This is a genomic window from Caballeronia sp. (assembly GCF_049581465.1).
Classification (GTDB): domain Bacteria; phylum Pseudomonadota; class Gammaproteobacteria; order Burkholderiales; family Burkholderiaceae; genus Caballeronia.
Genome location: NZ_JBAUSA010000731.1, coordinates 1 through 3,748 on the forward strand (window position 1 = coordinate 1; position 3,748 = coordinate 3,748).

3 protein-coding genes are annotated in these 3,748 nt (G+C 62.1%); 2 read left to right on the plus strand and 1 reads right to left on the minus strand.

All coding sequences use genetic code 11. The annotated features are described in order from the left end of the window. Positions 1–2,529, minus strand: a 2,529-nt coding sequence (gene ppc, locus WCA53_RS17930) for a phosphoenolpyruvate carboxylase (protein ID WP_423913390.1), incomplete at its 3' end; no start/stop codon positions are given. Between ppc and WCA53_RS17935 the strand changes: the two genes are divergently transcribed. Then, the gene (locus WCA53_RS17935) at positions 2,519–2,722 is read left to right on the plus strand and encodes a hypothetical protein (protein ID WP_423913393.1); all 204 of its coding nucleotides are present in this window, start codon (positions 2,519–2,521) and stop codon (positions 2,720–2,722) included. The two genes, ppc and WCA53_RS17935, sit on opposite strands and share 11 nt — an antisense overlap. A 248-nt stretch (positions 2,723–2,970) precedes the next feature. Continuing rightward, positions 2,971–3,748 (plus strand): hydroxymethylbilane synthase (hemC, locus tag WCA53_RS17940; protein WP_423913395.1); only part of this gene is annotated, 778 nt, incomplete at its 3' end.

A 3,748-nucleotide genomic window follows, 5' to 3' on the forward strand; every position in this document is an offset into this window, starting at 1 on the left:
ACGCGACGCAACGGCCAAATCCGTCTTGGCCAAAACCATGTCCATGTTCGACAGCAAGTTGGCGAAGAACGGCCAGGTCTTATGCATCTTCTTGAGCATGCTCAAGCGACTTGTTCGCTCCGTGGCATCGGGCGCAGCGTCGAGGAAAGCCGTCACGGCGCTGCCGAAACCGTACCAGCCGGTGAGCAGCAAGCGGCATTGACCCCACGAAAACCCCCACGGAATGGCGCGCAAATCTTCGATCTTGCGTTGCTTCACGTCCTGCAATTTTCGCGACGCCGGCCGGCTGCCGATATTCAGCTCGGCGATCTCTGAAATCGGCGTCGATTCGAAGAAATACTCCTTGAAACCCGGCGTCTCATAAACGAGTGCTCGATACGAGGCCATCGCGGTATCGGAGAGATTCTGCATCGCCGCCTCGAAAGCCGGCAATTGCGGGGGCGTATTTTCGTGTGGCAACAGCGAAGCTTCAAGCGTCGCCGCAACCAGGAGTTCAAGATTGCGCCGCCCGATTTCAGCATTGCCGAACTTGCTCGAAATCACTTCGCCTTGTTCGGTCGTGCGGATCTGGCCATCGACGGTACCCGGCGGCTGCGACAAGATTGCCTGATAAGTCGGGCCACCGCCGCGGCCGACCGTGCCTCCGCGACCATGAAAGAGCCGCAGCGTGGTCTTGTGCTGCTTGAACAGTGCGACCAGCGCCAGTTCTGCCCTATACAACTCCCAGTTCGACGTAAGAAAGCCGCCGTCCTTGTTGCTATCGGAATAGCCGAGCATCACTTCCTGCTCGCCGCCTTGCAGTTCGACCAGCTTGTCGACGCCAGGCAGCGCAAAAAAGTCACCCATGATGAGCGGCGCATTGCGCAAGTCGGCGATGGTCTCAAACAGCGGAATCACCATGATGCCGTCGTGCGCGGGATCGTCGGCATGACCGAGACGCCCGTGCAGCAGGCCCGTTTCCTTCTGCAGCAACATGACTTCCAGCAAGTCGCTGACCGTCTCCGTGTGCGAGATGATGTAGTTGCGGACCGCGCGCGTACCGAATTTCTCGCGCGTGACACGTGCCGCTTCCAGTACGCCCAGTTCGCTTTTAGCGAGGTCGGAGTACTCGAAAAAGGGCAGGCGCAACGGCCGCGGCTGGGCGAGTTCGAGGCGTAGCAACGCGACTTTTTCCACTTCCGACAGCGCCGCGTAATCTGCCTGGACGCCTGCAAGCGCGAGCAGTTCTGCTACCACTGCTTCGTGGATATCCGAACTCTGGCGCAAGTCGATGCTCGCCAGATGGAAGCCGAACACTTCGGCGGCGCGCGCAAGCGGCGACAGCCGGGGCGCGCTCAGATATTCGCCGTGATGCCCGGCCAGCGATTCGACCAGCACGTTCAAGTCAGCCGCAAATTCCGCAGCGGATTCATACGGTTTGGCCGGGTGATGGCTGCGCGCTGGCACCACGCCGCTTCCGAGCCGCTGATCGGCGCTCGCCACCAGCCGCGAATACACGCCAATCAGCGCACGCCGATACGGCTCGTCAATACGATGCGGCGACGTGTCGGGCGACGCAGCGGCGAGTTTGATCAACGCGTCGCTCGCGCCCGCCAATAGATTCGATACCGATAATTCCGCCCCCAGCTTGTGCACCTGGTCCAGGTAATGTTCGAAAATCACCGTTGCCTGGCGCGTGATCGCGTGGATCAGGGTGGGCGCGGTGACATACGGATTGCCGTCGCGATCCCCGCCAATCCAGCTTCCCATCTGCAGGAACGCCGGCAAACGCGCGGGTAGGCCGTGCTCGGCGAGCGCGGTTTCGATATCGGCGTAAACCGCGGGAATTTCCGCGAGGAACGTGGCGTGGTAATACGACAGGGCGTTCTCGATTTCATCGGCGACGGTCAAACGGGCATCGCGCAACATACGCGTCTGCCAGAGCGACGTGACGCGCGCGCGCAGCATCGCCTCGTTGTGTGCGCGTTCACGCGTGGTCAAATCCTGATCGCGCTCCGCGAGCAGGCGAGCGACTTCGTGCTGCGCGTCCAGAATGCTCTTGCGCGAGACTTCGGTCGGATGGGCGGTCAGCACGGGCACGATCAGCGCGTCGTCGAAGAACTTTTGCAGCGTGGCCTTCGCCTTCGCCGCGTTCGGGCTTTGCTTCAACCGTTCGATGGCATACGCCATGGTGCCGGCCTGAGGCGCGGACCCCGCCAGCGCATGAATGCGCCTGCGCCGGTTGTGATGCCGGTCTTCCGCGATATTCGCCAGGTGCGAAAAATAGCTGAACGCGCGCACGACGCTTACCGTTTGCTCAGGCGATAGCGAACGCAGACGCTTTTCGAGGGTTTGAAGCGCGTCGCTGTCGTCTTCGCGACGGAATTTCACGGCCGTCTGACGGATCGTTTCGACGACATCGAATACTTTGTCGCCTTCCTGTTCGCGTACGACGTCGCCGAGAAGACGCCCCAGGTAGCGGATGTCTTCGAAGAGCGGCAGGTCCTTGTCTTCGCGCGTGCGGGCGGTTTTTGCCGTCTTGGCGTTCATCGGGGCGGGCGTTTTCGTCTTCCCGCTGGCCGCGGGTTTTTTCAACGGCGCAGCGGCTTTCGGTGCCTTCGCCGACTTGGCGGCGAGGCTCGTGACAGAAGACGCCGCGCCGGACGCGGCGGGCGAAGCGGCATTACGGCGGGGGCGGGCGTTGCGCGCCGATCCGGAAGACGTCACGTTGGATTCCTTTTGAATGTGCTGGCTGCGACAACACGACACAATACGGGGTTGAATGCGCTGCGTGAAGTGGCTGCCTGAAGTGGCGACCTCAAGTGGCGAACCGCGTCCAGGACGCGGCGTGCGAACCTCACTGTCTCTCGTTCTGCCGTAAGTCCCGGGCGCCCTGGCCGTGCGGTTTGGACGCCGCATCTGACCACAGTTGGACCCGGGTGTGCGTGCTACCATTGTTTGTTATCCATCCCGTCATTCGATTGACCCGCAATGAATTCCGAGACGCCTTCCACGCCACCCCCAACAAGTCTTGTCATTGCCTCACGGGAAAGCCGTCTAGCGATGTGGCAAGCTGAACACGTGCAGTGTGCGTTGCACAAATTATATCCATCTTGCGACGTCAGAATCCTCGGAATGACGACGCGCGGCGATCAGATTCTCGACCGGACCTTATCGAAGGTCGGCGGCAAGGGGCTCTTCGTGAAGGAACTCGAAGCCGCGCTCGCCGACGGCCGCGCCGACCTCGCCGTGCATTCGTTGAAGGACGTGCCAATGGAACTCCCCGAGGGGTTCGTCCTGAGCACGATTCTTGAACGCGGAGATCCGTTCGACGCCTTCGTCTCGCCGCACTTTGCAACACTGGCCGAGTTGCCTCACGGCAGTGTCGTGGGCACGTCGAGCCTGCGTCGCGAAGCCATGCTGCGGACGTATTTCCCGCATCTCGACGTGCGTCCGTTGCGCGGCAATCTCGATACGCGTCTGGCCAAACTCGATCGCGGCGACTACGCGGCCATTATTCTCGCGGCGGCCGGGCTGAAGCGGCTCGGGCTCGAAGCGCGGATTCGCACGGTTTTATCGGCGGAAGAGAGCTTGCCGGCGGCGGGTCAGGGCGCGCTTGGCATCGAGATTCGTGCCGGTCGCAGCGACCTCGCCACGTGGCTCGCGCCCTTGCACCATGAGGCGACCGCCGCGGCGGTGGAAGCCGAACGGATGGTCTCGCGCTCGCTTGGCGGCAGTTGCGAAGTCCCGCTCGCCGCCTATGCGCAGT